General features: G+C 40.1%; 23 protein-coding genes and 2 pseudogenes. 10 read left to right on the top strand and 15 right to left on the bottom strand.

Going from position 1 to position 24175, the window contains the following annotated elements:
- Positions 1-15 precede the first annotated feature (15 nt).
- The 8 genes from GC56T2_RS17225 to GC56T2_RS18265 all read left to right on the top strand — a co-directional run bounded on the left by GC56T2_RS17225 (position 16) and on the right by GC56T2_RS18265 (position 6106).
- Positions 16-210: a hypothetical protein gene (locus tag GC56T2_RS17225; RefSeq protein WP_044736727.1), complete on the top strand. Its 195-nt coding sequence runs from the start codon at positions 16-18 to the stop codon at positions 208-210.
- The gene (locus tag GC56T2_RS17230; RefSeq protein WP_044736726.1) at positions 207-1199 is read left to right on the top strand and encodes an ArdC family protein; all 993 of its coding nucleotides are present in this window, start codon (positions 207-209) and stop codon (positions 1197-1199) included. The genes GC56T2_RS17225 and GC56T2_RS17230 overlap by 4 nt, the downstream gene beginning before the upstream one ends.
- A 16-nt stretch (positions 1200-1215) precedes the next feature.
- Complete coding sequence (locus GC56T2_RS17235) at positions 1216-1572, top strand: hypothetical protein (RefSeq protein ID WP_012301130.1); 357 nt, start codon at positions 1216-1218, stop codon at positions 1570-1572.
- Positions 1565-2407 (top strand): hypothetical protein, encoded by an 843-nt coding sequence (locus GC56T2_RS17240; RefSeq protein WP_231578627.1) that lies wholly within the window; start codon positions 1565-1567, stop codon positions 2405-2407. The genes GC56T2_RS17235 and GC56T2_RS17240 overlap by 8 nt, the downstream gene beginning before the upstream one ends.
- A gap of 182 nt (positions 2408-2589) precedes the next feature.
- Complete coding sequence (locus tag GC56T2_RS17245; protein ID WP_231578626.1) at positions 2590-3285, top strand: hypothetical protein; 696 nt, start codon at positions 2590-2592, stop codon at positions 3283-3285.
- Positions 3286-4478: 1193 nt separating this feature from the next.
- Complete coding sequence (locus tag GC56T2_RS17255) at positions 4479-5324, top strand: ComEC/Rec2 family competence protein (protein ID WP_011229479.1); 846 nt, start codon at positions 4479-4481, stop codon at positions 5322-5324.
- An 11-nt stretch (positions 5325-5335) separates the two neighbouring features.
- Positions 5336-5551, top strand: a complete 216-nt coding sequence (locus GC56T2_RS17260) for a DUF3006 domain-containing protein (RefSeq protein ID WP_008881774.1) — start codon at positions 5336-5338, stop codon at positions 5549-5551.
- A 426-nt stretch (positions 5552-5977) separates the two neighbouring features.
- Positions 5978-6106, top strand: coding sequence for a hypothetical protein (locus GC56T2_RS18265; protein WP_255211305.1), 129 nt, complete (start codon positions 5978-5980; stop codon positions 6104-6106).
- Between the two features lie 467 nt (positions 6107-6573).
- On the opposite strand, the pseudogene GC56T2_RS17270 reads toward GC56T2_RS18265, so the two are convergent.
- A pseudogene (locus GC56T2_RS17270) lies at positions 6574-6870 on the bottom strand (tyrosine-type recombinase/integrase); the annotation flags it as partial.
- A gap of 612 nt (positions 6871-7482) precedes the next feature.
- Here GC56T2_RS17270 and GC56T2_RS17275 point away from each other — a divergent pair.
- Both GC56T2_RS17275 and GC56T2_RS17280 read left to right on the top strand, forming a co-directional pair.
- Positions 7483-9381 carry a Dam family site-specific DNA-(adenine-N6)-methyltransferase gene (locus tag GC56T2_RS17275; RefSeq protein WP_044736724.1) on the top strand — a complete coding sequence of 633 codons (1899 nt, stop codon included), beginning with the start codon at positions 7483-7485 and terminating at the stop codon, positions 9379-9381.
- A 21-nt stretch (positions 9382-9402) separates the two neighbouring features.
- Positions 9403-11097 carry an AlwI family type II restriction endonuclease gene (locus GC56T2_RS17280; protein WP_011229483.1) on the top strand — a complete coding sequence of 565 codons (1695 nt, stop codon included), beginning with the start codon at positions 9403-9405 and terminating at the stop codon, positions 11095-11097.
- 88 nt (positions 11098-11185) lie between these two features.
- Here the strand turns inward: GC56T2_RS17280 and GC56T2_RS17285 are convergent, their stop codons facing one another.
- From GC56T2_RS17285 to GC56T2_RS17350, 14 genes and pseudogenes are all read right to left on the bottom strand, one after another.
- Positions 11186-12952: an ImmA/IrrE family metallo-endopeptidase gene (locus tag GC56T2_RS17285; RefSeq protein ID WP_012301085.1), complete on the bottom strand. Its 1767-nt coding sequence runs from the start codon at positions 12950-12952 to the stop codon at positions 11186-11188.
- A gap of 19 nt (positions 12953-12971) precedes the next feature.
- On the bottom strand, positions 12972-13508 hold the full coding sequence (locus tag GC56T2_RS17290) for a hypothetical protein (RefSeq protein ID WP_011229485.1): 537 nt from the start codon (positions 13506-13508) through the stop codon (positions 12972-12974).
- 183 nt (positions 13509-13691) lie between these two features.
- Positions 13692-13946, bottom strand: coding sequence for a hypothetical protein (locus tag GC56T2_RS17295; protein WP_012301086.1), 255 nt, complete (start codon positions 13944-13946; stop codon positions 13692-13694).
- A 38-nt stretch (positions 13947-13984) separates the two neighbouring features.
- Entirely contained in the window at positions 13985-14899 is a 915-nt protein-coding gene (locus GC56T2_RS17300; RefSeq protein ID WP_144977472.1) for a tyrosine-type recombinase/integrase, read from the bottom strand.
- A gap of 871 nt (positions 14900-15770) precedes the next feature.
- Complete coding sequence (locus GC56T2_RS17310) at positions 15771-16979, bottom strand: ATP-grasp domain-containing protein (RefSeq protein ID WP_044736723.1); 1209 nt, start codon at positions 16977-16979, stop codon at positions 15771-15773.
- Entirely contained in the window at positions 16963-18225 is a 1263-nt protein-coding gene (locus GC56T2_RS17315; RefSeq protein WP_044736722.1) for an MFS transporter, read from the bottom strand. The genes GC56T2_RS17310 and GC56T2_RS17315 overlap by 17 nt, the downstream gene beginning before the upstream one ends.
- Entirely contained in the window at positions 18218-18697 is a 480-nt protein-coding gene (gene tsaA / locus GC56T2_RS17320) for a tRNA (N6-threonylcarbamoyladenosine(37)-N6)-methyltransferase TrmO (RefSeq protein ID WP_144977492.1), read from the bottom strand. The genes GC56T2_RS17315 and tsaA overlap by 8 nt, the downstream gene beginning before the upstream one ends.
- Before the next feature lie 24 nt (positions 18698-18721).
- A complete protein-coding gene (locus tag GC56T2_RS17325; RefSeq protein WP_144977476.1) occupies positions 18722-19084 on the bottom strand; it encodes a hypothetical protein in 363 nt (120 codons plus the stop codon).
- Between the two features lie 2 nt (positions 19085-19086).
- Positions 19087-19869 carry a class I SAM-dependent methyltransferase gene (locus tag GC56T2_RS17330; RefSeq protein WP_052523790.1) on the bottom strand — a complete coding sequence of 261 codons (783 nt, stop codon included), beginning with the start codon at positions 19867-19869 and terminating at the stop codon, positions 19087-19089.
- A gap of 99 nt (positions 19870-19968) precedes the next feature.
- On the bottom strand, positions 19969-20733 hold the full coding sequence (locus tag GC56T2_RS17335) for an alpha/beta hydrolase (protein WP_044736721.1): 765 nt from the start codon (positions 20731-20733) through the stop codon (positions 19969-19971).
- Between the two features lie 14 nt (positions 20734-20747).
- Positions 20748-22208: a coproporphyrinogen-III oxidase family protein gene (locus GC56T2_RS17340; protein WP_144977479.1), complete on the bottom strand. Its 1461-nt coding sequence runs from the start codon at positions 22206-22208 to the stop codon at positions 20748-20750.
- Position 22209: 1 nt separating this feature from the next.
- Positions 22210-23517, bottom strand: coding sequence for a radical SAM/SPASM domain-containing protein (locus tag GC56T2_RS17345; RefSeq protein ID WP_044736719.1), 1308 nt, complete (start codon positions 23515-23517; stop codon positions 22210-22212).
- Between the two features lie 75 nt (positions 23518-23592).
- Positions 23593-23826, bottom strand: a complete 234-nt coding sequence (locus GC56T2_RS17940) for a hypothetical protein (protein ID WP_222427780.1) — start codon at positions 23824-23826, stop codon at positions 23593-23595.
- Positions 23823-24134: pseudogene (locus GC56T2_RS17350) on the bottom strand (transposase); the annotation flags it as partial. The pseudogene GC56T2_RS17350 and the gene GC56T2_RS17940, both read right to left, overlap by 4 nt.
- Between the last annotated feature and the right edge of the window lie 41 nt (positions 24135-24175).

Here is a 24175-nt window from a genome sequence, read left to right on the forward strand (position 1 = left end):
AAAGGATGATCAATTATGTACGAGTACCATGAAATCCTGGGCAGCGAAAAGCCGATTTATCGCACTAAGCCGCCGGGTCTTAAGACCATTTCTGAGATTCCTTCAGGAGAATTTCTCATTGGTTATGAGATAGTAGGGTATCTGGAATATGAAGAGAACGGGAAAAAACTGTATGAGCCACTGTACGCCATAGTGAGGGATGAATCATGAGTTATTACCAACAATCGAATGAATACAAAGAAAAGCTGAACAAAATCCAAAAAGAAGTTGATCGAGCCATTGAGCGCATTTTCAAGAATGGAGAGTTTCAACGATACCTAGAGGTGGTTGCGAGGTTTCCAAAGTACAGCCTTCACAATGTCATGATGATTTTATCACAGAAACCCAATGCCACGTTGGTTATGGGATACAAAGCGTGGCAGGAGCTTGGCAGACACGTTCAAAAAGGCGAAAAGGCCATTAAGATTTTTGCGCCGATCTTCGAGAAGAAGTTGCAACCCAAAATTGATCCTGAAACGAACGAGCCTGTCCGTGATGAAAAAGGGCGAACAGTGATGGAAAAGAAAGAAATTCTAAAAGGTTTTCGCTTTGTCAACGTCTTTGATATTAGCCAAACCCAAGGAAAAGAGCTGTTTGATATCCGAAAATTGATTCGTGAAGATTTAAAAGAAAGCGAGCACATTCAGTCGCTTTACAAGCATTTTCTGGCTCATTTGAATAAAAACAGAATTGAGGTGAAAGAAGAGGTATTGGACGACCCGAATACAAAGGGGTACTATGATCGAGCAAAGCACCTTATTCGTATTAATGCGTCTGTTGAAAATACTTCATTGAAATTCAAAACGCTCATTCACGAATACGCCCACGCTCAATTACATCATAAAGACAGTGATATGCAAAAATTGCCTAGAGGACACAAAGAAGCACAAGCTGAAGCTGTTGCATTTATCGTCTCCAAATATTACGGATTGGACACAGAACCATACAGCGCTGGATATATTGCGACCTGGGCTAAAGACATTCAGTTGGCGAAACAGGCCATGAAAGAGATTCAGCATGTCGCCCAGGGTATTATCCAAGAAATTGACGAGTTGATGAAAGAACGAATCAAAGAATTGCGTCAGATGCATGAGTCATCTAAAGATCAAGACAAAAACAATAAAAACGAAAAAGATAAAGAGATGCAGCTGCAACGTTAATAATGAGGTGATGAATATGGAAAAGACAAAACCGTTCTGCAAAATGACCCCAGACGAATATTATGATTTTTTATGGAGTTACACGACCTTTGATAAAACAAGAGAGCAACTGATCGAAGACTTAGAAATTACGGAGGAAGAAGAAAAGTATCTTGACGAGGCCTTGAACTATTTAAAATCAAGGGTGGAAATCCATGAGAAAGAGGGACGTCCGAATCCTTCGTATGCTTTTTACTTAGTTGAGTATTTAGAAGAAGCTGTAGATGAAGGAGTACCAGAAGAAATAGTGAGGGAGATCGAAAAAGCGTTGGACGAAAACGATGAAGAAAAATTAGCCGACGCCGTAAAGAAAGCGTGGGGAATCCGTGAATAAGAATGATTGGATGTCCATTCGTACAGGAGATATTGTGTTAGTGAGGGACTATCCCAATCCTCAATATAAAGAAGCCAACGCCGCCCCTACGAAAACCCGTTTTGCTGTTGTGATCGGAAATTTCAGGGGCGGATACGCCACTCTTCCTGCCCACGCCATTGTCACTAAAGGAGGAAAAACAGAGCAGCCCTATTATCGATTAAAGGAAAACGAATTAAGAGTACCTGCCAATATTATTAGCGATCGAGCTGATATTGCTTTAAAAGGGGTGATTAAAGCTCATCGTTTTCCCCTTATCCGAAAGGAACAAATGATATTAAAAGTTGGCAGCTTGCCCTTAGAAACGAAGATACAATTAATTGATATTCACGAAACGATCAAGAATCGCCCGATTCATGTTCTTGAAATGGAGAAAGAAAATCCTTATTATGCAAAATTCATGGGTTTTTTCAAAGAGGTCACACTGGCCGAGAAAATGCAGTTTATGCGAGATGATCGCGGGAATCATCAATACGAGTTTGTGAGAAACGAAGAATTTAGAGTGAAGGCGATTCAATTGTTGGAAAAGAGGAATCATTTACATATTCTATCCGTACAGTTAGAAGGAGATAAAGGCACTTTCACGCATACTTTTGCCACAAAGAAATCGTTGCAAGAAATTCGAGAAGACTGGAAAGAACCGAAGAAAGCCAAGGAATGGATTCGGGAGGATGTGAAATTTTATGCTTTATGGAAGAATCCGTTCTTGCAATTAAAACCTGACCCACAACCCCATCCCGATAAATATCAATCATTAGAAAAATTCCGAGAAAAATCAAGCGTACTAGAACGATAAGAGAGGTTCTTTCGCTATAAAAGCAATATTCTTTAGCCTTGTCCTGTTGCATTTTTAGGCCGTTGCATTTAAAAAAATGAAACAGGCTAAAAATGCGTTTTATTTTTTACCTCCTTCCTGAGGACGCTTCTTCCTTTGCCTCACCCCATTGTAATTTTTGCTTGTTAGGCGCATATGAGTACTTGCCGGAATTGACAAGGGCGGAGACAGGGAAGAAAGGAAGAAAAGGGAAACTTGTCCGGCTACATAATATCCAGACGCTGCACTATGCCAGGCTACTGGATTTGATCCGTCTTGCGGAGCTTAGAAATTATGATCTGAAGGGATACAGGGAGCTGTTTTGTTTTTTATATCGATACTGGAGTTGTTGCCTCACTGATGATCCCGATGAGGCGCTGAGACAGATGATAGAGCTGAACGCTGGATTTAAGGAGCCGCTGTCTGAAAAAGAGGTGATCCGGGCGACAAAAAGCGCCGAGAAAGCGTGGATGGCTAAGAATGATGCGAAGGCGAATGAGGAGGCGAGGAAAAAAGGCTATCCCGGCGCCGGCTATAATCTGAAGAACTCTACGATCATTCGATGGCTGGACATCACGCCGGAGGAACAGCGACACTTGCAGACCATTATTGACGCCAATGAGAAGCGCCGGCGGAAACGGGAACGCGACAGGGCGAGGACAGGGGAGTTGCGCCGGGGACAAGGGGCGAAGACAAGGGAGGAGTACCTCGAGGAACAACGGGAGCGAACGGAGGACAAGGCATGGCAACTGCAGAAGGCAATGGAGCGACACCCTGACGCGACAAATAAGCAGCTGGCCATGATGCTTCAGATATCGGTGCGGCGTGTCCAGCAGCTTAAGAGGTTGGTCAAGAACTGACGTTCCCGTGAAATGGTTCGTCGCCCTTATATTATGGGCGTCAGCCTGCTTGCTCCCGCGACCATAAAGAAAGAATAAACCAAATTGGTTTTGTTCCAATACCTCATTAGATTGGTGGGGGGAGTCCCGAGGGTTTTAAACTTCAGATTTTCACTTCGATGAAGGGTGAAATGCAAGCGGATCGTCGCAAAAAGGATGGTAAAAGGGATTTTAAAGATTGATTTTGGACGCATAGCTGCAAGGTGAAAATGCCAGTTAGTAGTTATTATAAAGGGGATAGGTTTATTGATTAGATTTTGATTGGTGATGATATGATTATTTAGAACATAATTCTCAATGCAAATTCACCAATAAGATAAAAATTCTGCTTAGAATCAGGGGAGCGAATGAAGGTGAGGACACTGGAATGACGCGAAGGGCGGTATTGAAATAAAAGACGAGGACAAGGATCGTGTCCCTGTTCCTCGATCAATCAAAAATCTATGCAACTAAGATATACAGTTGCGACAAGGTGTCGCGAAAGCATTCCGTCGGAGGACAACGGCCACTCCTGTTGTTTTCTCACTTGTCCTTGGTGAAGACAAAAAGGAGTAGGGTGAATCATGAACAACAAGACAACCAGGTGACATAAATTTGTTTCCTGTCTTAAGTCAAGACAGTAATTGTCTGACAGAGGACAAGATGTGGAATGTGTCGCGACAGATGTCCCGATGGATTAGCGGCCGCCGGAGACGATGGACAATGAATCGCGACAGACCGAAATAATAAACGTGTCTCCCATGACAATATGGACAGTGGGTGTCCCCGGTCGGGGGATTCTGAGGACACAGCATATCATCGTGTCTTGAAAAAACGAACTTAATTTATTTTTTGTCAGACAAAAAATTAAACACTTTCATTATCATGATCATCAAGTAAAAACGGATACTTCAGCAACATATGTTGAAATGTTCCTTTGTCTTTGAATGGGAGGAATTTACGGGACAAATTTTGATAGTAGCATCTCTGGTGGATGATTGTATTGATTATATCCAAGAACACTTTATCGCTAGGGCGGACAATTTTTGAGCATACCGGACACCTTAGTCTTCTAATAATATCGAACATTTTTTCGCCTCCTGTTTGTTTTCTATACTCCCTCTTAGCTCAATTGATGGTATAATCTTCTTGAAAAGTAAAAGGGGGAGTTTTCAATGAGGAAAATCAAGATGCTGATGGTAGCTGTAATTGTATTTATGATAGCAATACTACCGGGAATTGTAACAGACGCAGCCCCAAAAAACATGTATGTACACTTCATCAATGTTGGGCAAGGTGACAGTATTTACATTAAAGCGCCAAATGGAGAGGACATTCTCATTGATGGAGGAAATAAAGATGGCAGTGATGTCGTCGCCTATCTTAAAAAGCAGAAGGTAAAGGACATCGAAATCATGATCGCGACTCATCCAGACGCCGACCATATTGGCGGTCTTGATGAGGTTCTCAAGGCTTTCCCTGTGAAAAGTGTGTATGCTCCAAAAGTCGGTAATACAACGCAAGCATATAAAGATTTCTTGGTCGCTGTGAAAAATAAGAAACTTACCATCAAAGTTGCTAAAGCAGATGTTGTTCTGCCAATCAAAGGTGTGACTGCGAAGTTTGTTGGACCTGTAAAATCGTACAGCACTAGCGATACAAATGACTGGAGCGCTGTTTTGAAAGTAACCTACGGCAAAAAGTCGTTTCTGTTTACAGGCGACGCCGAGACTCGAGCAGAAGCGGATATGGTTAAAGCGAAAAAGGATTTGCGCGCTGATGTGTTGAAAGTAGGTCATCACGGTGCGAAAACATCGACCAGCGCAACGCTTTTAAAAGCTGCAAAACCAACATATGCGGTAATTTCGGTTGGCAAGAATGCCTATGGCCATCCAACATCGGAAGTTTTAAATCGGTTGAAATCTTATAAAGTCAAGGTATTCCGTACCGACAAACAAGGAACGATTATCGCAACAACCAACGGAACAACGCTTACCTTCAACGTAAAACCAATTTATTAAGAGGTGGTTAAATGAAATATATCATTGATCGCTTCGAGGGTAAATGGGCAGTTTGTGAGGCGGAGGATGGCAAAATGATCGATATTGAGAAAAGCAAGCTACCCAAAAACGCCCGCGCCGGCGATGTGATTGTACAAGAGAACGGAAAGTTCCGAGTGGATAAAAAAGAAACAGAGAAGCGGTGGAAAGAGATTGAAGAGTTGATGAATGAGGTGTTTGAGGAGTAACACCTCATTTTTTTATATAAACGATTTTCCCAAAACAAGGGAGCGCTGAGGCGTTCTTTGTCTCTGGCATGGGAAACCCCTGTCTGTTAGAGTCATCTTCTGTCCTTCAGTGAGAGGCGTGTGGCGACTAATGATGGGTGGTTGGCGGCTCGTCATTGTAATGATGGAGAAGATCAACCTTCGTGGACTCAATCGTGGACTCAATCAAGGTACGAAGCGAGTGGCCGCTATCGTGGCGACTGCTGGGCGTCTGTTGCCCGTGGTATCCATTCGTCCGATGGCTGAAAGCCGGATCACTGGATAAAAGAAGAACACCGCTAAAAACCGACCTAATGCGCTCATACAGACGTTTTTGGGGAAAGGGAGGCTTTGTAGGATTGGATGATGCAGGGCAGACTCAATCAAGGGACGCGTCGGAGACATAGGATGTCGCGGAAATGCCCCCTTGGCTGTGTGGGCGAGGAAGTGGAAGTGCGCTACAAACGGTGTGGCGAAGGATACCAAGCCTTCTTCAGCGTTCAGCCGGTCAATCGGGTTGTCATCCCCGCCGAGTAGCAAATCTTCCGGTATGGACAGCGGCTCACACAAGACTTCATCGATGCCCTTGACGGACGACATGTGTCTCGGTTCAGTGAGACGCGATCGAGCGGCAACGGCACCGAATCATCGGATAATGCCAGCGCCCCTTGACGCAACTGTCCGTCTTGTTCCCACAAAACGAGCCGGACGGTAAGCGTCGGGATTAGGGGCGTGATGTCATTGACGTCACGAAACGCCGGATGGGGGGAGAACGAGACACCATGGGTATCCTTCGTGGCGGCGTCTGCCTCCTCCTGAGGACATCCCAGAGTCAACACAGGACATCCACACGACCCCCAGAGTGTGCGGTGACACGGCCAGCCAGGACAAATCGACCTCCGGCTTTTTCGGTGGCGTCGGAGTTAACCGGGGTCAAACCAGTAAACCAACAATGTCACCCTGATATATTGCTGTTTTTTCTCCCTTTTCCACATACAACAATATTAAAACTTTGGCAACGCCTCCACCGCATCCGCCAAATCACTGTAGCTGTCCTTTAAGTACCGCGATGTGGTAGCGATATGGCTATGACCGGCTAGCCGGCGCACCTTTTCGATATCGTTGTTCGTCGCTTTTAACATCCACTTACAAAACGTATGCCGGAACATATGGGGCGTGAGCTTTTTATTCGGCAGGATGTAGCTTTCAATCATTCGCTGAATGCCCCTTAGTAAGAATTTCAGTGATCGTTGACTATAAAAGACATATGGAGATGCTGCAACATAAAGTTTCTTTTTTTGGCCATTCCCACTCGAAACGGATCCAGTCCATGATCGACGCATTCGCAGCTGGCATAGAAACTTTTCATGTCGATACATAAAATTTTATTTTTTGGCAGACGAGAAATATCAAGCAACATCGACGCAAGACCCCCTTTTTAAGAACATATGTTCTATTTACGAATATATGTTCTTATATTTTGTTAAAAAAGTCAAGATGTTATTGGGAAAATAAGGTGTTATGATGAAGAGGAGCCATATGTTTATTAAAAAAGACCGGATACATCCGGTCTGGTGCTTATAGTACTTTATATCGGGAATTGCTTGTTTCGTATATGGTTCTGGTGCAAAGAACCTTAGGCTGATTGTAAGTAATTGTCAAACTTAGACATACTGATACTACTAATCTAAAAAAGGGCATGATTAGTATAGAAAAACAAAATTTATCCAAATAAAAACATCATCAGCCCTAAATCATCCATATTGCTCCATAATCCGTAAGTTAGCAGGAAATTCATGTCCTATGTTTTTTGTGAATTTTCTTCGCACCAGAACCGCATAATTCAATACATCCCATATATATGTTATTATTTTTGATAGAAAGATTACTGATAGTTGATAGGAGAAAACAGAATGAAACCACAGGCTTCAGAAGAAATTAGAACTATGGTGAAACCAAAACCAATATTGAAGTGGGCTGGCGGAAAGCAACAAATGCTAGACGTGTTGTTGCCACAAGTACCAAAACAATATAACCGATATATAGAACCGTTTTTTGGTGGAGGTGCTTTGTTCTTTGCACTCACCCCAAAAGACGCAATTATTGCGGATTCTAATCCTGAACTGATAAACCTGTATCGTGTCGTTGCTGACAATGTCGAAGAACTGATTTCAATTTTGAAAGAAATGAAAAATGACGAATCTTTCTATTATGAAATTCGAGGTCTTGACCCAGATTTACTGTCTCCGGTTGAAAGAGCAGCTCGAACTATATATTTGAATCGGACTTGCTACAACGGATTATATCGAGTGAATCGAAAAGGACAATTCAATGTTCCTTATGGGAAATACAAAAATCCAAAAATCTGTGATGAAGAAAATCTTCGTGCGGCTAGTAACGCACTTCAAGACGTCCTCATTGTTGAAGGCGATTATAAAGACGTTTTGAGAGAACACGCGAGACCGGGCGATTTTATTTTTCTCGACCCGCCGTATCTGCCCGTTGGAAAGTATTCTGACTTCAAAAGATATACGAAGGAACAGTTTTACGAAGAAGATCATATTGAACTTGCCCAAGAAGTTGACAGGCTTCATGAGTTAGGGTGTTATGTAATACTGACAAACTCGAATCACCCTTTAGTTCATGAACTGTATGGAAAATACGCAATTAGCGTTCATAAGACTCGGAGAAACATAAATAGCGACGCTTCAAAAAGGACAGGAGAGGACGTCATGGTAAAGGTCGAACCAAAACAACGTATTTTTATCGTTCCAGAACCCGTCAAACTCCCAAGCCAAATGGACAAATATCCTCCGACTCGTTTTATGGGGAGCAAACAGAACCTTTTAGAACATATCTGGTCTGTTGCTTCTCATTTCCAGTTCGATAGCGTTCTGGATCTGTTCAGCGGAAGTGGCGTAGTTAGTTATATGTTTAAAACTCAAGGAAAGCAGGTTTTCAGCAATGACTATATGGCCTTTTCGCATTACTTTACAAAAGCGATGGTCGAGAATAGTTTTGTAACCTTAACCGATCAAGATATAGAGCTTTTGTTTGATAAGTCAACTCCACGTGATAACTTTGTTTCCGAGACATTCAAGGACCTGTATTTCAACGATGAGGATAATGAGTTTATTGATACTATTCGTGCAAATTTAGACAGATTAAAAAACGAATATAAACGAGCTATTGCTATATCAGCACTAGTCAGAGCGTGTCTTAAAAAACGTCCTCGAGGTATTTTTACTTATACGGGATATCGTTACGACGACGGTAGACGCGATTTAACTCTGACTTTACAGCAACAATTTCTCGAGGCGGTAACACAAGTGAATGGAGCAGTTTTTGATAATGGGAAAATGAGTAAATCTCGTTATGGTGATGCAATGGATTGTCGACAAAAAGCAGATTTAGTTTATATTGATCCACCTTACTACAGTCCATTGTCAGATAACGATTATGTTCGTCGCTATCATTTTGTTGAAGGAATCGCTCGGAACTGGAAAGGAGTAGAAATGCAATGGCATACAAAAACAAAGAAATTCAAGAGCTACCCTACTCCATTTAGTTCCATCAAAGGTGCTCATGATGCTTTTGATCTTTTGTTCAAACGCCATCAAAACAGCATCTTGATAGTATCCTATTCCTCTAACTCGTTACCTACAAAAGACGAAATGCTTGCTTTGATGGCTAAATACAAAAAAAGGGTCGAAGTTGTGTCCATAGATCATAGATACTCGTTTGGCAACCAAGGACATAAAGTTGGAGACAACAACAACCAAGTTCAAGAGTATCTATTTGTCGGATTTTAGGTTTTATCGGGGGAACAATTCATGACGCAAAAAGCATGGTACATCGGCAATACAACTGTGCGCAACGCTAAACGTTTGAAAGATGGATTGAGAGTCCTCTTGAACTCTCCACTGCATGGGAACCTAATCGGAAGAGAAAAAGAGCAGGAGTTTGCCAAACTCCTTCATAATGAAGGTATCGTTTTTGTTAAAAGACTCAATGATTCACCAAGTAGTGATGCCAGCGACGTAGGAAGAAAATGGCGTGCTGCTTTAATGCAGCTTGGATTTATCAAACCCTTTTTTGCAGATGATCCATTTACGATCACTCCAAATGGAATGAGACTCGTGGAATCAAGGACTATGCCTAGTGAACAGGAATGTTTTTTGCGAGCATTACTAGCCTATCAAATTCCTTCAGACATCGAAAGATCTTTTCACGAACCTATTTTTAGCCCGCTTCGCATAGTCCTGGAAATAATAGCTGCGTTAGAACGTCGGGGGTTAGAAGCTGAAATTAGCAAGCACGAGATGGCCTCAATTGTTCAACTAACAACGTCTTTAGAAGAAATTGATGATGTGGTCAATCGCATTGTTAGATATCGTGAGAAACTTGCTACAGCTACTAGTGCAAGGATGAGAAAAGAGTTAATTCGAGAACATCTACAATCAGTTGTAACTGCGAGTCAAAGCGCAAATACGCTTATGGATTATGCTGACTCGAACTTCCGATATTTGAAGTTAACCGGTCTTTTTGTAGAAAAGGGAAACAAACTTCGTTTTGCAAGCCATAAAAAAACCATCATTGAGCAAATTCTTGAAGAACCGTACACTCCGATACCAGAAAGTGAGTATCTTGAGACACTTTGGAATGGAGCAAAGCTACCTACCGACAATGCTCCTAAGGCTATCGAGGTGATTCAGACAACAGCTCAGCTTCTCACAGAAAGTGGCCAAACAGTAGAACTTCCTAACCTTGAAGAGATGGGAGTACCTGATCTCTCTCGTTTGCGCCTTGAATTGGAAGATGATTGGTTGAAAGTTCTTGAAAAGCAGTATGCGCAAGATCAGGCTAATCAATGGCAGGATATATTGCAGTATCTTCAAGCCTTAACTCAACCAATTCGACGTAATAGTATAATTCCACAAGGAGAAGGTGCTGCATATTTCGAATGGTCAATTTGGCGAGCCTTTTTAGCAATAAATTCGCTTTGTAATGAGCCGTGGGAAGCAAGGAGATTTAAAGTTGACCAAGACTTTCTGCCATTACATCCAGCCCCTGGTAATGGACCAGATATGATTTTTGAATTCGATGATTTCGTTATAGTAGTTGAGGTCACTCTAACGCAGTCTTCACGTCAAGAGGCTGCGGAAGGGGAACCAGTACGTAGGCATGTTGCGGAAATAGTAGATCACTATGAACAACATGGGAAGCGAGTTTATGGACTATTCCTTGCAAATAAAATCGATACAAATACTGCCGAAACCTTCCGAATCGGTGTGTGGTATCGACCAGACGATTCGCGAATGGCCTTAAGAATTGTTCCTTTAACCTTAGAACAGTTTATCCATTTATTTGAAACTGGATTCCGAATAAACGGACGATTGGATTATAAATTGTTAGAACAAGTGCTTCGTGACTGTCTCGTTGAAAGCAATAATGACGCTCCAGAATGGAAACGGAGAATACAACAACAAATCGATCGGACCGTACAACGCTTAAACTCCATTACTTAACAAATTGATCAAATCACAAAGAAATGAGAGCAGCAAGAATTGACGTTAGCTCTCATTTCTTCTTTTAATATTACACTTTATTTAAACTTTACTTATACAAAAATGTATACACTTTTCCATAACCAGTGGCAAATACTTCTTCTTTTAGAAAGATATCATCTGCTTCCTTACACCAAATATTTAAATTCGTTTGACCTGGCCGCGATGTATAACTAAATTTTTCACAGTAGATGAAATCATACGTAAGAGAATTATCAGGGACAGTACAATTCTTTAATGACACTGTTTCTCCTTCCCAGGAAGGTGAAACTTGACAAAATACAATATCCCCATTTTCTGAGATAATAAGTATCATCTCTATATCTGTAACAGAAATTAGTCTCGATGATAAGACACTCATAGAAATTCCCCATTTTTTTGAAAAAAACGATATATTACTTACAAAATTGGATTGAATCCTTTTTAACTGCTTTTCTTCAATCGATCCCGTAGGTAATAACAAACGATGCGCAAAATCGTTTGCATCCCTTTCCCATTGCAGATTAACATATTGATTCCACGGTGTATATTGATTAGAAAGCAACTCTTCTACACGTTCATCCACTAAAACATTAGTTCCATTTGGAAAGGAGTGTTTTAGAAGATGACCGATCTCATGTGCTAACGTAAACTTTTGCCTATTTGTTTCTCGAAAATTACAATTCAGTACAATCATTCCCTTATCAGCCGATTCACTTTTGATAGTAAATGCTTCTATGTTATGAGGTAATTCTACTGTCTTAACCAATATATTTAATTGATCGCATAATTCAAACGGATCAATAGGTGATTGTACTTTTGTTTCTCTTAACAGTGATCTGACAATCATATCATTTGTAAATCCTTCTGGATATTGAAGTTTCTTTATACTGTGATTACTTTTTATTTCAGTATGAAAGGCATGAAGAATTTCCTTCCATACCTCAGGCTTGATTTGGCTGTAGTCTTCATTCATATAACGGTTTGATCGTGCTACCAACTTTAAAGGAATTGGAATATCCTCTGCCAAATCACTTATTTCTTTTGCTGTATTATATAATAAAGCTCCAAGGGGAGACGGAGCATCTACAGAAGAACTAAAAAAAACTCTGGCAATGTGTGATGGTTCAACTCGTTCTTTTATTTTTTTCATTGTCAATAGTTGAAAAGCTAACATACGTGTAGTTAATTTCAAATTATTGTTTGGAATTGCTGACAGCAATTCATTGATAAAATGATTACTAATTTCCTCGCTATTGTTCACTAAACCGATTATCTGTTTGGTAAGAAGGTTCAAAGATCGATCCAGTTCAGGTTTGAGAAAGTAATCTATCTGCTCTATTTTACATGTCTGTACTCCTTTTATCATGGTCAAACAAAGATGTAAGATAGTTTCTAAAGATGAATCTCCCCATTTTAATTGTATATCACCTTTGAATCGTCCATAATCAGTTAATATTTTTATCCATTCTTTACGATTTTGAGGGAAACGATTAAATACATAAGCCAGTACTTTATCGTCCTTAAAATCTCGTTGACACCAGATAGTCAATGCCCGTTGAGCGAATCCAATTGGTACAGGAGGATGTTTTTCTTTTATTTCTGCCAATAATAAAAAAGCCCCAATTGAAGTTTCTTCTGCATTTGCTGATCGGAAAAGTTCCCACAACAAATCCTCATAAGATACTCCTCTTTCATCTTTTGCAAACCAGCTTGCAAATGGGATTATTCCATAATATATATATGTATATTTACATATATTGGATAATATCTTCTTTTTATCAATAGGATTCTTTTTATTAAAGAAATCATCAATAATTCCTTTTCCTGTTATCATTATTTTCTCCCCTCCTTTCTTACCAGTCTAAGTAAAGCTGAAACAAAACCCCATCATCTACACTTACCATTTTTTTATCACCTATTGTTTGTACTGTATGCTTGCAAGAACGCACAACCCCTCCGGTTTTATATATTTTTCGAAATACACTTTCATCAAGACAAACATATGTAGCGCGGTGTTTTCTATAAGAAATTCCGTGACTTTTTTTCACCTCTTCATGGGTAGCATTATCAAACAATTGCTTGTGTTGGGTCAAATATACACCATCGCCATAATGTGGTTCATCAGTTTGTAAAGTTTCCAACAAACATGATTCACATAAGTTCTTGAATTTTGCTTTAGGTGCGCTCCCGTCATCTATAAATTTTAAAGTATCTTCTTCGTAATAGTAGTACAGCTCTATACCCTTATACAACTCTGTTGCTTCTGCTTTATAGCTTATAGGATCAAGCATATTCAGATCACTTACTTTACCTGTTAATTCTATTTGTTCTTGATCAAAATCTATAGGTACTGTATGTCCACATGCACAAATTTTTGTTTGCTTTGCCAATCTTACTCCCCTCTCTATCTAACAAGTTAATTTCTTTATAATTATTACATTATTTCATCGACTTCTCCCCTATCTCCTTCACAGAAAGGAGAAAAATCTATTGAGGCGTCGGCTTATGATTCAGTAAATGACGAGTTTGGGTCATTCACCAGATTCCCTAAATGAAACACCGTTTTTCGCTGTTTATTCCTTTTCATCAAGCTTCTCCGCAATCATGAATAGCTCTTTTTTCAGCTGCCGATTGAGCTCCACAGGAACGTGGAGCACGGTGTTGGGACCTAGCGTGAAAGAAAAAGGCTCGTTTTCATCGATCAATCGTGCCAAGGAACGCAAGCCGGCGGCCTTGAAGCGACCTTCTAACGGAAATCCAGCCACGCTGCGCATATAAAACTCCTTATTGCTAAAATACCCGTCAATGATTTGCAATGAATCCATCATCGATTGGTTTTCTCCCTTCTGAAACAAATTTGCTTAGGTTAGAACTTCGGCAGCGCCTCGACTGCATCAGCCAAATCACTATAGCTGTCTTTTAAGTATCGTGATGTCGTGGCGATATTGCTGTGACCAGCAAGCCTCCGCACTTTCTCGATATCGTTGTTCGTCGCCTTTAACATCCACTTACAAAACGTATGCCGGAACATGTGTGGTGTAAGCTTTTTATTCGGAAGGCTGTAGCTTTCAATCATTCGCTGAATACCTCTTACCGAAAACTTCGGCGAGCGCTGGCTGTAAAAGACGTATGGCGATTCGGCCACATGCGACTTCTTTTTCGCCATTTCCGCGCGAAACTTCAGCCAATCCTCGAGTTCGGCCAACAAGATATTCGAGATCGGCACCGTTCTTACCTTCATCCCTTTCCCCACGATTCGAATTCGTTTCATCTCTAAATCTAAATCCGTTAATTTGAGATTCGATAGCTCTTCGACCCGCAATCCTGCATAGGTAAGCAGATATACAACAGCCCGATCACGGCGATATTTCTCCTCGGGATCCACTCCTCTGCTGCGAACCGGTTTTTTCCGCATCCGATGCAACAAGTCCTCAAATTCTTCTTCTGTCAGCCACATAATTTTTTCGTTGTCTTCATCGGCCGATTTTAAATCCTGGATATCTTTCATTGGGTTCTGTTCGAGCTTATAATGTTCGACCGCCCACGCATAAAAGCTCCGCAACGCATTCAGGCGACGATTGATCGTGGAGATGGCCAACGGTTTCCCTTCGGCTGGATTCAACATTTGCTGAATCCATTTGCGAATATCGGCCGTCGTGACGTAATCACCTGGACGAATATGTAAATCGTTGAAGAAGATATTCAAGTCATTCGTGTAGGAGATGATCGTGTTCGGGGAAGCTCCCTTTTCTTGAAGATAAGTGACATACTCGTTGAGCATCTTTTCCATCCTTTCACTTATACGACGAGTTTAAAAGGATTCGAAGAGCAAATAATCGATTAAAAAAATAACATTATATGACGAGTATATCATAAAAAAGATAGAGTTGTTAGTCATATAACGTAAATTATACGTCTACTTTAATTTATAATAAGATGATACGTTAAAAGACAGGAAAAAATCTCGTTCATCTAACTTTTTTGGGTACGAACGAACATGGGTCTCATTGACGTACAACAGCACCGGGATCTGGAGTGATCAAGTTTTTTTATGAAGTCCATCTGCTTCTAGAATGCATGTTGTTGTTCCGCATCGTCCTTGTCTAAGGTATACGTCGGCCGAGTCTAGGACAGTTTCATTCAATGCAGGAGTTTTCGAATCCCCACGGGACATGTTCACCCCGTAGTGCTCGCGGATATAGGATTGAAGAAACCGTGTATTCCACGTAGAAGCAATGTCCCAACCGAGTTCGGCAGGGGGGCGGGTCAACACAAGTTCTTTTCCGTTCTTCCTGCTATTCCGGCGTCAAAAATGTCTCTCGACCCGTCAGGTATTTTCGATTCAGTAGAAGCTTACGAAGAGCGCGTGGTGTCCATCCATGATCGTTGGCGATTTTGAGACGTTTCATGCAGAATTCCGCTCCTTTTTCCGTTTGTTTCCTAGGAGCAGTATAACCGGAGTGGGCACCGCTTATGCGGACGTTAAGATTTCTTGGTGCATGTATATACAATTGTTTGTAAGACAAACTAGTTGAACAATATAACTCCCTTATTTCATAATGAAAAACAATAAAAAACCCTCCTGATCACTCAGGAGGGAATAAGGTGGACCACATACAAATTTACTCTATTATTTTTATGTTACAAACATACTACCCAATATCCCTAACAGGAATTGTTTTTATCTTCAACTGTTGTATCATTTCTTCACAACGATTTATTGCTTCTTTTGGATTTTTTCCTGAACAAATAATACATCCAACTCGATCCCACGAACTTCGCAATTCCTTAATTTCATCATTTACTTTAACAGATAGCTCTACGAGAGAAACAAATGGTTGTTTTCGTATTTGCTCTACTCCCTCAATTTCGACAACTCGTCCTGGTGGCAGAGAAATAAATTGAATAGAAGCAGCAGCCACCGGCTGAGGAGGTTCTTTTATTTGTCTCAATCCTTTAGCCCAAGCAAAAGTTATGGTAAGCATATCATGCTTATAAGCTAATTTATATAACTCGTTGATTTTATCTCCACCAATTCGATTATGAGATTCAATTATTCTTGGCCCATAAGGAGTCCATTTTACTTCTGTGTGAGCGGGTCCTTCTTTTAGCCCAATAATAGTAAGGAAGTTTTTAACGAATTCTTCTAGAATTACTTTCTTTTCTTGAGGAAGTTGCGTGGGTAATGTATGTCCTTTCTCAACAAAGTTTGGAAACGTCTTCTTGTCGGTAATAGCAAGCACCAGATGTTCCCCATGAAAACTCATCGTTTCAATACTAAACTCTTCTCCTTCAAGATATTCTTCTATGAGAAACTCTGAATAACGAAGCCGTTCTACAAATTGGCGTAATTTTTCAATATCCTTTTCTGAGCGAATTAAGTAAATATCCTGACTAGCCGTCCCATCAATCGGTTTAATAACAATCGGTCGTTGAAGCTTAAAATAAAACTGCCGAATGTCTTCTAATGATTTTCCTATACTATACTCAATTGAACTGAAACCATTTTGTGACAAATGATCTCTCATCTTCCATTTATTTTTTAACAGCTCTACTGTTTCAACACTGTTCCAACAAATTCCTAAAGCTTCATTGCACTTGGCGGCTGGAATTAATCCATCTTCAGCAAAACTGATGATGAGTTTTATTGGGACTTGTCGATTGCGTTGTTTAACCCAAGCAACGCACTGCTCTATATTGCGATAATCCATTTCTACAACTTCATCAGCTAGTTTGGCATCTTCCGGTCTTACTTTTCCGTTATGTTCAATATAAATCACATATAACCCTAATTCTTTCGCACGTTGTATCGCATAACGACGCCAGCCAATCAATACAATGGTATCAGTTTTTTTCAGCATATGCTTCACTCTCTGTTAGCTTTTTATTTGTATATAAATAGCAGAAGTAACTGGTAGCAATCAATACGATTATTCCTTGCAAGGCATATAGCCATCGGGCAGAAACCACTTCACTAAGCACGCCCGTCAAGAAGTAAACAACGAGTGCGAACACAGAAACAAAAGTAGTATAAACAGAATGAACACGTCCTTGTACTTCTAAGTCAACCTGATGTTGGATGGTTGTCAGATACAAAATACGAGATTGAAATGTGCAACCAATCAGGAAATAACCCAATATCCCTGTCCATATGTCAAATGAGATCGAGAAAAACAATAAACTGGCTCCTAATGCTCCCAATCCTACCATTAGAGCTAGTGAGTTACCTAATTTGTTGACAAAGCTAGGGAGGAGGAAACCTCCCACAATCGCCCCAACGGCAAAAGCGGCATCAATATATCCAAAGCCTTCTGCGCCTACTTTCAACACATCTTTCGAGAAAATGGGCAAAAGAGAATTGATCGAACGCAATGTAATTGGATAAGACAACATGATCAAATACAAAATAAAAATTTGTTGATTCTGTTTAATATACTGAATCCCTGTCTCTAATTCAGTAAAAAACCGTTTTGCTAGCAGAGACCAGCTTTTTCTTTCTGAAGATTTCATACCATCTGATTTAGGCATAGCAAGAATACATAAACATGAGACGATAAATGTAAACGCATTGAGTAACATCACCCATACAGGAGAGAAGTAAGCGACAATCAATCCACCTAAACCCGCACCGATCAAAGAGCCGATTTGGGCTGTAATTTGGGTGGTGCTGTTTGCTGTCAACAGCAAGTTTTTAGGAATAATCTCGCGAATCAGCGCAATGACTGCCGGCTGAAAAACTAAATCTCCAATTGCTACTAAAAACGCCATCAGATATATATGCCAAATATTTAACTCACCCAACCATGAAATTAGAGGAATACTAAGCAAGACAAGAGCACGGAAAAAATCCATCGAAGCTGCCAAATATTTTCGATCCATCCAATCCACAAAGACACCTGAAAACGGTGAAAGCAAAATGCCTGGTAACGCTGAACAGATTAATACGATGCCTACAGAATAATTCGCATCAGCCATTTCTAAGGCTAACCAACTGTTAGCAATATATTGCATCCCATTTCCAAAATAAGAGACTGTTGTTCCAATAAAATATAATAAAAATGCTCGATTTTTGAGCAATTCTACTCGCTGTGCATGAATACTACTCATGCTCGATCTCTTCTGCATAATATTGTTTCATCACTTCCCTTGACCATTCTGGTTGATGTACCACACCAATCGGTCCAAACTCTTCCATATAGGGTTTAATGTCTAAGACAGGTGTCTGATCAATCGCATCCAATGCTTGTACCGTTAACTTTAACCCTTCTACTTTTAGAAGTCGGCATCGGGATACACCAAGTTGATTAGGCCTCGCTTTCGCTCTTTGACCAAAAATTCCAACTTTTGGCCAGTCAGTTCGATTACGCGGATGTCGGGCACCAAATTGTATTTTCTCATGATTCACTTTATGCATATAAAAGATCACTTCAATATGGGAAAAGTCTTTCAACCCATATAATGCTTCTTCAGTAAATAGTGAAGAATCCAATTCGATCTCTGATATTACGGATCCCCAAAAATCATCTTTCATCTCTTTGCGCGGACTATGAACGATGCCAATAGGTTTTACCGAAATAATCTCTACCACAAAAGACTTCCTCCTTTATCCACGCCAAATATCTCCCCTTACCAAAAGGTGATTGGGTAAAATGCGCAAGCACGAAATATAAATCTCATTTTCAGAACAGCGACAAGTATCAGCTAAATGATTTCTAATAACCCAAATAACGTGTTCGATCTGCTCTTCTGAGTATGTACTTTTACAATACATCATGACCATAGGAGCTGCTGGTTTGTCAGAAACAGTCCAATCCGGTCGATGAAACTCAAGCTCAGTTAACCTATGCCAAAATGCCCAAGCATGATCAGCAGGTAACTGGAGCACTTGTGTAACTTTTTTACACAAACTGGATAATACATCAGGAGACGGGCATTTGTCCGGACTATAGATTTTGATGATTGGCAAAACTACTCTCCCCTTTTTTGGCCTACTATCAATACTGTCTTAATGGGCATATAATATTCGTTATCACGCTCTTCAATCCGCATCACTTCCAAGTAATGGGGTGGTGCATCACGCAATAACTGGCGTATTTTTTCTTCTGCTTCCGAACCAGAAGAGGCTATTTCGCACCATTTTTTTACTGAAACTCCCTGCGGTCGTTCCATTTGCCAATCATGTAATTCTACGACGTTTAGTCCTGCGTTTGTAAAAAAGTTCTTCCATTCCCAAGCACGATAACTTCTCACATGGGTAGGATCGTGCAATATTTCTAATTGATGGTTAAATTCATCAATCTCTTGATCTTCGTATCCAGATAAATCAATCACGACAACATATCCATTTGGTTTCACTATTCTTGCCATCTCACATACCGCTTTTTGTATATCTACAAAATGATGGGGAGCCAGCCGCGAAACCACAAGATCAAAAGACTGAGCTTCCAAGGGGATTTCTTCTGCGTACGCCTGTACCGTTTGGAAATTGTCTACTCCTTTGTCAGCTGCTAAACGTTTAGCCGTCTCTAACATATTTTCTGCTGGATCCACAACAGTGATCGAAGAAGCAGAATCTCGAAATGAAATACCAAAATGACCGGCTCCGCAAGCAACATCACAAACGCTATCAATCTTCCAAGATCGACTCATTTCAAGAACCCGTTGAATTGTTGGACTCATCTTATGTACTTCACTATTTAAAAACCGTTCAGATATTTTGTTGAATCTCGCGCTACTCGCATTTTGTTGCACAAACATTCCTCCCTCTAGAAATATTGATGTATCAAGGCTTTTCAGCCTTTCAGGGGTGTCCAAAAAATATTTTTCAACAAAATCCCTTACACCCTTTTTTCAGTTTTGTGGATATCTTACAGAACCTAGGTGCGCTTCGCGGCCACTGCTGGGTATTTTTTTACTGCAGTGGGGGACGCATATAATTTTCTTTATTAAATTCATAATTTTTTCTTCTGGTTTTTCCGTTGTGTCTACTCTTGGAGTAAGAGTATGACTAAATCCATCCAGGATCGTGCAAGATACATTCACAACTCCAGACTCTTTCAGCAATTGAACGCATTTCTTGGAGTATTCTTCTGGAGCTATAGGGATTAGTTCGCCCGATTCATCTCCATAGGCAATATAATCATGCGATCCATAAATGAGATGGATATTCCTTACGGGTTCAGTCCAAGATATTTTTTCCTCTATCACACATCCGACTAGAATTGCCCCAGCATACCGACTGTGCAAGTTGTTCAAAACGACATATCCACCTAATGATACCCCTAAAAAAACAATTCTCTCTGGTGGAAAATGAGATAAAAGGGGTAACTGTAACGTTTTCTTTAGCAAATACCCACGTTCGCAAAGATGCTTTTCATCAGCCGGAAGATCAAGTCTCTTCCTTAATGGCATATCTGGTTGAGCGACACCAATTCCCTGGGTAGGCAATAAAGAGAAGAGGTGAGAGTAAAGTTCCCTTTCTCCCTCTGCTCCTTCCTGATCAAATTTACCCATTTGACCCGATGGCACAACAATACATAATCCGCTCGGATGTTCGGGTATCTCTACTTTTACACGATATGAGCGATCGTGTAATTCAAAATAAATTGTTTCCATCTTCTCATTCTCCTTTAAAATCTACGACACAATGGCTCAGGATGCATACCAATCCGTTGATGGAGGTAAACACTGATGATTTCTTCATGCAATGCTTCTCCATCTAATGTTGGGAGAAGAGCGCTCTTATCTTCCATTAAGGAAATCAATCCTTTATTTAATAACTCATCAAATATACTGCGATATGGTTCGTCTTCCAACAAATCGATTCCAAATTGTTTTCGATAACGTTCTAATTCAATTGGCTGATTTGCTTTAAAATTAAATCCTAGAGCAGTTGCAACCGCTTCATGTCCAGAAAGTAAACGTCCAAATGCAAGTGGAACAGTTGTTTTATTTTCCATGTGAGCTACATATTGAGAAATATCAGAAATATTGTGAGTCTGAATAACTGTATCACTTCCCCCTGTCAACCATCCATACGCACCAGGTCCAAAAGCGATCATTGTATCATAACGTTGCCATTTATTTCGAGAAACTCGAGGAATATTTCCATCAGGATATGTACCTGGTTTGCTCCACCATCCACAGGGGCTTGGCCAATAATTAAATTCCAAGAAAACCTTTAAGATCTCTTCTCTCATTGCATATGTTTCGTGCAAAGTTGGGAATAATCCTTGCTCTTCTAAACGTTCTCTTACAGATTTGATATTCCATACAGATCGGTTCCCAATTCCCATACTTTGTCTGTCTGCATTGCGTAATCGGTAAATGGTGATGGTAGGAACTCCCAGATCACACAATGTACGAATATCTTCTGCTACCGACTGCGGTGTTTGATAAGGTAAACCAAAGATGATATCTACATTAAACGGTTTCCCGGTTTGTAGAAGTTTGTGGATGGCTTTAAGAGACATTTCTCGGTCATGTTTGCGGCCTACGAACTTAGTCACTTCATCCTGTAACGACTGTACTCCAACGCTGAAACGATTAAAACCTAATTCTAACGCATCTTCCAACTCATCATTTTGAAAATTATCCGGGTTTCCTTCCAAAGTTAACTCGCAATCGTCAGTCAGATCATAATTATTTCGAACATGATCCAATATTTTTTTCAATTGGGGTTTCCAGAGAAGGGAAGCTGTACCACCACCAATATAAAATGACTCTATTTTAGCTTTGCCAAGCCATGAAACGCTTTGTAAATAACGGTTAGATTCTTCGATTAATAAATTTGTCCACTGATCCAACACTTTTTGCTTTTCTTCATTTTCAGGTAGTAACTTCTTTACATAATTACAAAAGTGACAGATATAAGAGCAGAGTGGAACATGGAAGTAAAGATGTGCTGGTTTTCCCGCACCATCATGGCGAATATAATGCTCAAATACTTCTTCAGGCTTTAATTTGTTCCCATAATTGGCCGTTACGTTAATATTATAGTCGTCTCTTTCAATCTGAAGTTCAGGATGTTTTTCTAAGAGTTTACCAAGATTTAGCTCTACATTCTCCAGCGAAATTTTGTTTACCGCCATATTAATCCACCTTCCTATTCTTATTTCCAGATAGAGTAAGGCGAATATTTTCCTCCTGTCTCTCTCTCCAGTAAGCATCCGTTTTCAGCATAAAAGCCCGAATATATTCAGTAGCTCCACAACCTCTCTCGTCATTAGAAACATTCTTCGCTAGAGGAGGACAGCGAAATTGACACCAAATTCCTTCTTTATAAACATTACAAGTTTGGCATACTTGAAAATCATCATATGTAATGGAGCGGAATTGACTGAATCCATCTTCCCAAATCTCTTTGAACGACTTTTCACGCAAATTCCCTGCTTTATACATGCCATTTGCCATACAATTGCTACAAGGATATACGTCACCAGCACTATTCACGTATACAATAGATCGACCACATTTCTCTTGATTGGTTGCTTGTTCCAATCGCTGGCAGAAGCTAATCGTTTGCACCGAGTACATTTCGATTTCCTCTGCATCTTGCCCTAATCCAATATCTATGTCATCTGGACCTTGGCTAAAACGATCCATACACCGTTTGTATATTTCAAACACACGATCAATATCTTCAGGTTTTAATAGGATATCCGGATGTAATAAAGCTCTACCTACTGGATGGGTTTCTAACCATTGTGGTCTAGGATAATCATTATCAACGCACCATTGAAAAATTTCTTCCACATCATCTAAGTTATATCTGTGTACAGATATAGCCGTACGAAAAACATGTCCATACTTTTTCATCCATTCAAAAACACGTCTCAATTTTGGAAAATCCATTCCCCCACGGATCGTCCGTTCGGGATCAGCAGTATCAAAACTAATAAAGAAAGAAGCACCAGGCTTTATAGCAGCAAGTTTTTCTTCGGTAATAAGCAGTCCATTAGTAAAAATCTGGGTCAGAAATTTTTTTTCCATAGCATAATTAATAATTTTAATCGCATCGGGGTGAGAAAAAATTTCTCCTCCAGTCAAAAAAACTTGGAGTACCCCCATTTCATCAAATGTATCAATTAACTGAAGAATCATTTCAGTAGACATTTCATTCGGACGTTTAAAAGCTGAATCGGCATAGCAATGCTTACAGCGCAAATTGCAAAGGTTAGTAGTTTCTATAAAAGCAATAGCGGGAGCACTTAAGTGAAATTCATGCAAATCAACAAGCGGATCATTAATAATATAGGGATCAAAGTCAAAAGATGAAATTAAACCTTGATTCATTTGATCAAGCACTTCTTTTATTTCATGACTCAAAAACTCTACTCTTCCATCTGGAAGGAGTGCCACTATGCCGCTATCATTGATTTGATATGGAATCTTTGTCATAATACCAACCCTTCCAATACATCTCTAGTATAGGAAAAGGGCAGGATAACAAAGTCACTGCCCTTTTCACTAAAATTATTTTATCTTGATAGAGATAGCAGCACCGTTAACAGCCAGTACCAGACCTTCTTTCGCTGCTCTTTCCAAGTGAATACGGGTTAATTTTTTAGCTTCTTTCATGTTACCCACTCCTTTTAAAATATTACCATTACATTTTATATTATAAATTATTTGACTATTTTTTTCAATAAAAAAATAAAAATAACATTTAATTGGTTCATCACCAAAAGATGTACTTGCACCTGTCATGAAAGTATGTTAGCTGTTTCCAGCCGAACCCGCAGTGCAAAACGCTGGATATTTCGGTATCCGTATCCCCGACGTTTCATCAGCTTGATCTTGTTATTCGTTCCCTCCATCTTCCCATTCGAATAATGGGATAAAATGCACGATATCATTTCGTCTGTTCGTTTGACGAGTGATTTTGCGATGGCACGAACAACGGAACAAGGACAAAACAAATACCGATGAATCCAAGCCTTCAAGCGTCGTTTCGCCTGTTGCTCATCTTTGCTTTTGAACACATAGCGAACATGTTGGAGCGATTGGTAAATTGAAAGGCAAAATTGGCACTGGTATCTTAATTTTATGTCAGACG

This window comes from Geobacillus sp. C56-T2, from assembly GCF_007829715.1.
In the GTDB taxonomy this organism is placed as follows: Bacteria; Bacillota; Bacilli; order Bacillales; family Anoxybacillaceae; genus Geobacillus; species Geobacillus icigianus.

Excerpts from the sequence above, each read along its gene's own strand:
- GC56T2_RS17315 (WP_044736722.1), bottom strand. The coding sequence starts at position 18,225 with ATGAGTAGTATTCATGCACAGCGAGTAGAATTGCTCAAAAATCGAGCA.
- GC56T2_RS17295 (WP_012301086.1), bottom strand. The coding sequence starts at position 13,946 with ATGATGGATTCATTGCAAATCATTGACGGGTATTTTAGCAATAAGGAG.
- GC56T2_RS17225 (WP_044736727.1), top strand. The coding sequence starts at position 16 with ATGTACGAGTACCATGAAATCCTGGGCAGCGAAAAGCCGATTTATCGC.
- GC56T2_RS17275 (WP_044736724.1), top strand. The coding sequence starts at position 7,483 with ATGAAACCACAGGCTTCAGAAGAAATTAGAACTATGGTGAAACCAAAA.
- GC56T2_RS17285 (WP_012301085.1), bottom strand. The coding sequence starts at position 12,952 with ATGATAACAGGAAAAGGAATTATTGATGATTTCTTTAATAAAAAGAAT.
- GC56T2_RS17280 (WP_011229483.1), top strand. The coding sequence starts at position 9,403 with ATGACGCAAAAAGCATGGTACATCGGCAATACAACTGTGCGCAACGCT.
- GC56T2_RS17340 (WP_144977479.1), bottom strand. The coding sequence starts at position 22,208 with ATGGCGGTAAACAAAATTTCGCTGGAGAATGTAGAGCTAAATCTTGGT.
- GC56T2_RS17260 (WP_008881774.1), top strand. The coding sequence starts at position 5,336 with ATGAAATATATCATTGATCGCTTCGAGGGTAAATGGGCAGTTTGTGAG.
- GC56T2_RS17345 (WP_044736719.1), bottom strand. The coding sequence starts at position 23,517 with ATGACAAAGATTCCATATCAAATCAATGATAGCGGCATAGTGGCACTC.
- GC56T2_RS17940 (WP_222427780.1), bottom strand. The coding sequence starts at position 23,826 with ATGACAGGTGCAAGTACATCTTTTGGTGATGAACCAATTAAATGTTAT.
- GC56T2_RS17300 (WP_144977472.1), bottom strand. The coding sequence starts at position 14,899 with ATGCTCAACGAGTATGTCACTTATCTTCAAGAAAAGGGAGCTTCCCCG.
- GC56T2_RS17235 (WP_012301130.1), top strand. The coding sequence starts at position 1,216 with ATGGAAAAGACAAAACCGTTCTGCAAAATGACCCCAGACGAATATTAT.
- GC56T2_RS17335 (WP_044736721.1), bottom strand. The coding sequence starts at position 20,733 with ATGGAAACAATTTATTTTGAATTACACGATCGCTCATATCGTGTAAAA.
- GC56T2_RS17310 (WP_044736723.1), bottom strand. The coding sequence starts at position 16,979 with ATGCTGAAAAAAACTGATACCATTGTATTGATTGGCTGGCGTCGTTAT.
- GC56T2_RS17230 (WP_044736726.1), top strand. The coding sequence starts at position 207 with ATGAGTTATTACCAACAATCGAATGAATACAAAGAAAAGCTGAACAAA.
- GC56T2_RS18265 (WP_255211305.1), top strand. The coding sequence starts at position 5,978 with ATGTCGCGGAAATGCCCCCTTGGCTGTGTGGGCGAGGAAGTGGAAGTG.
- GC56T2_RS17255 (WP_011229479.1), top strand. The coding sequence starts at position 4,479 with ATGAGGAAAATCAAGATGCTGATGGTAGCTGTAATTGTATTTATGATA.